Source organism: Acinetobacter sp. YH01021, assembly GCF_013420255.1.
In the GTDB taxonomy this organism is placed as follows: Bacteria; Pseudomonadota; Gammaproteobacteria; order Pseudomonadales; family Moraxellaceae; genus Acinetobacter.
Genome location: NZ_VOYO01000052.1, coordinates 1 through 5,994, shown reverse-complemented (window position 1 = coordinate 5,994; position 5,994 = coordinate 1). Strand labels below are relative to the sequence as shown.

The window sequence follows — 5,994 nt, the reverse complement described above, 5'->3', positions numbered from 1 at the left end:
TTTCTAAGATCCATAGCAATGATTCAGAAAAAGCTAACAAAGCGTTTTCATGCTCTGTGATAATAGATTGATAGAGATTGGCAAAGTCATTAACTTTCAGATGTCGATTATCCTGCTGGTATATCTCATCAATGCCATTAATAACGCTTTTTTCGCCGTGGTAGCTGTAAGGCTTGGCAGGGATGCAGATCATATAATCAAGGCACTGGCGAACGCGTCCAAGCATTTGATAAGCGTCTGTAGGTGCTACTGATTTCCCTGAGAAATACCCAGCCACAAAATCAAATTGATTATGATTAATTGAAACGCCGCTACTGATTGTAGGACTAGCAAAAATCAAATCATATTTTTTACTTTCTTCATTCGGATTTTCTAAAAATGCCTGCACCTTTGGATCTATCTTTTTTGTGTCTGCATCAATCAAAATCATGTTTTCAGCATGTGCCAGCATACCGCTTGCAATGATCGACTCTGCCCATTTTACTGAGTCTGTTGCAATCCATACCTTTTGACCCTCTGCCAATCGTCTAGAAATTTCGCAAAGTAGATCATTTTCATCTGTGCAAAAAACAGCTTTTTTCCCCTGATCCACTGGCAGAACTTCGATAACTGTAAAGGTCTCATTAGGTCGGCAGGATTCCAAGAAATTAAGCGTCATTTGATCAATATTGGCATCGGCTACAATAACGCATTCAGCTTCAGCAATAAGCCGCCGCAAAGTGCTATAGATCTCATTTGCTACATGACGTTTTTTGGCAAAGGTGCTGTCTGCTAAACAGCGTATGACTTGGCTAATCTCATCAATAAACACATGGGAGACTTTGCTTATAAATGGCTTCAATGATTTATGCGCTGCACTATGGACACACATTCCAACCGCTTCGGCTACGCTTGCTAGTGTTTTATCTTCTTTTATTTCTGCATAGCTTTGCAATTCTAAGCGATCACATAGATCCTTAATCAGTGAAACGCGGTGAGCAATGGCAAGCGATAACTTGTTATTCCCCTTTGCATGATTAATGAACCGCTTTCCTATCACTTCAGTTTTCTTATATCCTGTCGGTGCTTGAACGATAATCAAGCCACTGTAAGCGATATTAACGCCGTCTAGCGTCTCCACGGTCTCGACTGTATGTTCCCCCCAGCTATCCACCTGAACAAGCTCTAGCGCGTTTCTATGGCGTTTATCGACACTGTAAAAAACGCGGTCAATAATAGAGTCTAGGATCTCAGGCTTTAACTTTCCCTGTGTCGCGTTTCCAATTGCTTTATATATGCCAATCTTTGAATAAACATGCGGATAGCTCAGGCTTAACTTACTGGCCAGCTCAAGCGATAATTCAAGAATCTGTTGCTGTTCGGTCTCAGTCTCAAGTTTTGCAATGAGCTTGGCTTTAGTTAGTCCGCTATAGATCCACTTTATATCCCAAGCATTGAATGACGGCGCGTCATCGTCTTGTTTTATAAACTGCAATATTTCTGCATTGGCGTTTTCAAAATCATTTTGCCGTGGTGGTTTCCAACCGTTATCAATCGCCAGCTTAAAAACTGTTGCTGCTGTAATGTCGCTAATCCCTGCAAAGCTGCTGTATTTGCCCTGCATTCCGTTCGGGCTGTACTTGCTTGACCGACTTGACCAACGATCCCAAATATCAAAGCCTGAAGCACCTAGCGCGCTATAAACTGCTGCCCCGATTTTGTACCAATCGTCATAACTGCAATCAGGAGAAATGAATCTCAAAGCGTCTTCAATCTTGCTTGATTCATCGGCTGTATTGGCTAAAAGTCTGTTTTTAGGTGCAGGTAGATGCTTAGTTTTTTGCGGCTGCGGTGCTGCTTCAATCGGCTGCGGTAAATCATTCACCCATGCTTTTAATTCATCTGCACTATATTTCTTGCCAGTAGATAAAACTCGCGTTAAATAGCTTTCTTGCTTTTGATGATAAAATCCTGCTAATCGTAAGACTCGCGGCAAATCGTGGATATTATCCGCGCCGTCATCTTTGAAAAAGCCAATCAATCTTTTTTGTAATGGCTTGAAGTCATCTAGCGCAATTTCACCACTGCCCAAGATCCAATAGGCATGATGCTTATTTGGTGAACTCTCAATGATCATGCTTGGCGGAAGTGGCAAGGCCTGCAAGGTATCCACACGTTCGGGATTAACCTTGTCAAAATCAATAAATAGCGCACGTATATCGGTTACATTGCTTTGCGACCGCCCTTGTAAATCAGTTTTATTGATAGTGACAAAAACGCCTGCACCTTGCTTATTAAGATCAAGTAAATTGGTGCCACATGAGTTAAGCGTTCCGTGAAAAATACGGCCTAGATTATTTTTACTATCTTTGCGGTCTGCAAATGTTTGAAAGGTAAATTGCCCCCCAGCATCCAGCATCTCAAGCATTTTGTGTGCTTCGGTTGCTGTGTTATAATCTGCCTTGTCTAGGGGGCTTTCATTGTGTAAACGGTGGAAGTCCTTTTTCATTTCTGAACCTCCTGATTTTCTAGGGGGCTGCTGTAATGCTCATCATTACACGGCGTTAGGTATCCTAGACTTTCAAGGGCTTTAAATACTTCGGACTTATCCCAAACGTACGTGATCCCGAAACGGCAAATAGGCTTGGGTAGCTTTCCTGATTCTGCCCAACGCTGCACAGTGATAGTACGGCGTTTGATAATTTGAGCAATTTGGGGGGCTGTGATTGTATTTTGTAATTGGTGCATAATGTAACCTCATTAATTCTTTAAAAAATCAAAGGGCTACTGTTTTAGTTTTAAAGCATAAGCTATTGCGCTGATATTATTATCAAGATACAATATCAACATGTTATTAATAACATAACCCTTATGCTTCCTGTGTTGTCTAGTAAACTGAACAGTAGCAAATAAATTTAAGATCTTCGGATCTTGCAAACGAACCGCCTGCCAGCGGTTTTTTTGTTTTCTGCGATGTCGATAAATTTCCACATATCACAAAAACATAAGCAATAACCTAAACCTATGTAGATTAGACTACAATATAAAGCTAAGATTTTAAAGCAATAATTGCTTTCTATTTAATTGATTTTATGGATGATAATATATTGACGTAGATCGCAATTAATACAGAAAAAATAATATGGCTCAACTCTCCTTAACTGAAGTGTCTAAACGCTTTAACGTCAATAGAACCACTATTTATAGGGCTGTAAGCAATGGCAAGCTGTCGCGTTTAAGCAATGGCCTGTTTGATCTTGCTGAAGTGATCCGCGTCTTTGGTGAACCGCCTGCACCTGTAAAGCAATCTATAGAACCGCCTGCCAGTAATGCAAACGATAGGGAAGTGATCAACATATTAAAAAGTCAGGTCGAGTTATTGACGAAACAACTTGAGCAAAAAGATTCTCAGATTGACCACTTGCAACGCCTACTTGTTGCACCTGAAACGCCTAAGCAACGTCCTGAAGCAACAACATGCAACGATACCGAAACGCCCATAGATCAATCCATGCAACATGATGAAACGCCGTCTGAAGCAAATAGCAACGATACAAAGCAACATGATGCAACGGCGCAAAATGACACAATGAAACAACCTAAAAAACGTGGCTTGTTTGATCGGTTAGATCGAGGGCTTAAAGCGTTTTTAAAGTAATGAACGCAAGGATACATAGATACCCCTCTATGACCTTGTAAGGGGATTCCCTTAACCCTTTAAAACCCTGTAAACAGTAGCAACGCCACAATCTAACGCTTTGGCTATTTCTTCTTTTGTCATGCTGCCAAGTGCTGCCAGTTCTAAGATCCGCTTATGCTTTGCCGTGTCTGCTTTCTTGCCTGTTGGTTTATATCCTGATCTTTCCAAACCTTGCTTAATGCGTTCCTTGCGCTTCTCATTGTCTAATCGGGCCATAGTAGCCAATAGATCAATCAGCATATTGTTTACAACGCTTAAAACCGCGCTTGTAATGTCGTCTGTTGCATTTATCAAAGCATGGGTAGTCGGTAGATCCTGAACAATCAATCTTAGGCCTTTATCTTTAATACGCTGCTTTAACGTGCTGAAGTCGTCTTGAGTCAATCGGCTAAGTCTATCCACGCTCTCAACCAGTAAAATATCGCCGTCCTTTGATTCATCTAGCAACTTATTAAGCTGTGGGCGTTCTAGCTTCGTCCCTGTGTGGTTTTCAATGTATTCAGTAGTGCTATGTCCTAATCCGACTGCAAAGGCTCTAAGGCTATCTAGGGCGCGTTCTGCATCTTGTTCTTTTGTGGATGCTCTAACATAAATTCGAGTATTCATTTTATCATTTAGCTTAATTTGTCTAGGTATTATGATAATAGTGTCATTTAATTAACATTGATAGTCTAATGATAGAATTATATTAATATTTATCACTTATATTTTAGGTATAGTCCAATGATAGGCTGTAATGCCTTTAGATCGCTTTAGATCGGCAAAGTCTAATTCGTCACTGTTTCACTGATACCGTTTAAAACGATGGCAGTGATGTCAGATTAATCATACGGCCAGTAGATCACTAAGCGCAATTTTACGCCGTCATAGATTCCAATAAAATCATATCTCGATTAGAACGGAAGCTGCTGCACTGCCCGCGCTTTCTCAAAAAGCATGAGTCTTTTTTATGGGATCGGAAAATTACACGCCCAGGATGCTAGATCCTTTTTTATGGACTCTAAAAAATGTCAGGTTTTGTTAGGTTTTATCAAGTTTTATCAAGTCCGCGCGCGTACCTATCCGAAAACTCTGCTTGTAATGCTCCGAAAATAGCTAGTCCCTTTAGGGGGTCGCAAAAATAAGCTGTTCAATGGTTTTATCGGAATCTCTAGATATGCGAAAACTCTCTTTTTTATAGGAGTGGAAGTAGCCTAAGCAAATCAATTTTCAGAATATTCTTAGGCTAAAAGTGTCTCAGATGGGCTATTTGCTCAGGGTATGTTTTGAATCGGTATAGGCTCAATCCAATCAAAATCATCATTTGCAACGTGAGCAGCTATCTCTTTTCTAATTTCTAGCACTATCGGCAAAGGCTTCAATCCTTTTTTAATCACTAAACGATCCGCATGAGTTGTTATTGTTTCCCAAGCTGAAGCATCTAGCTGATAAAGGTTTTCACGTGCTGTTTTTGTCTCAGATCCGCTATTTGATATAGTATTAAATGCCACTTGTGAGACACTTTTTACGTTATCACCTAACTGCAATCTACTTGCATTAGTGTTCTTGCTTTCCTTTGTCCGCGCGTCTTTTGTTCTAAGTCCTAAGCGTTTTATGATCTCTAAAAATTCTTGAGTCATCTCTTTTGGACTGCTGAACGTGCAGGGCTTCACATTGCCTTTTTTGTCTCTATAGATCCGCCCCAATTTGGCACTAACAATACCCAGCAAAGCGAACCTGAAACGGTGCTGCACAACGTATGACATAATCGCCGTGATTTCATCTCGTCCAAATGTAGAGTCTGGCTTTAGGTTTCCTAATATCTCCTTGTATGCCTTTGCTCTTTGATCATTGAATTGTTGGCTTAGTGGATTTTCGGCTGATTCATCGTAAATAGTTGTAAGGCCACGAAACGCATTGAAACGCTTCAGATCGGCAGGATTTAGGGCAAGATCTGATTCAGTCAATTTATGAGTATGTGCATAGCCCAAGTTGATTTTGATTTGTAATGCTTTAAGGGCGTTTAAATCTTCTGCTGTTTTCAGATCCTTTTTATCAATCTGCTTTGCCTGTTCTTCAGTGATACACGGCGCGTCAATGAGCTGCTGCTTTCTCTCATCATTCAATTGGCTACGTATGGTCTTTAAGACGTACTCACTTTCTGCATGATTGGCCATGCCAGTGAACCGCTCTATTGTGATTTTCTTGCTTTCTAAGATCCATAGCAATGATTCAGAAAAAGCTAACAAAGCGTTTTCATGCTCTGTGATAATAGATTGATAGAGATTGGCAAAGTCATTAACTTTCAGATGTCGATTATCCTGCTGGTATATCTC

General features: G+C 40.5%; 4 protein-coding genes. 1 reads left to right on the top strand and 3 read right to left on the bottom strand.

Features of this window, described 5'->3' with window-relative positions; translation table 11 throughout:
- A partial coding sequence (locus FTT86_RS15530; protein ID WP_180181474.1) for a plasmid replication protein, CyRepA1 family occupies nucleotides 1-2,488 on the bottom strand: 2,488 nt, incomplete at its 3' end.
- Nucleotides 2,489-3,121: 633 nt separating this feature from the next.
- Here FTT86_RS15530 and FTT86_RS15525 point away from each other — a divergent pair.
- Entirely contained in the window at nucleotides 3,122-3,637 is a 516-nt protein-coding gene (locus tag FTT86_RS15525) for a plasmid replication DNA-binding protein (protein WP_180181473.1), read from the top strand.
- A 51-nt stretch (nucleotides 3,638-3,688) separates the two neighbouring features.
- On the opposite strand, the gene FTT86_RS15520 is transcribed toward FTT86_RS15525, so the two are convergent.
- Both FTT86_RS15520 and FTT86_RS15515 read right to left on the bottom strand, forming a co-directional pair.
- Nucleotides 3,689-4,285, bottom strand: a complete 597-nt coding sequence (locus FTT86_RS15520) for a recombinase family protein (protein ID WP_180181472.1) — start codon at nucleotides 4,283-4,285, stop codon at nucleotides 3,689-3,691.
- A 647-nt stretch (nucleotides 4,286-4,932) separates the two neighbouring features.
- On the bottom strand, nucleotides 4,933-5,994 hold a 1,062-nt coding region (locus tag FTT86_RS15515; protein ID WP_180181471.1), incomplete at its 5' end, for a hypothetical protein.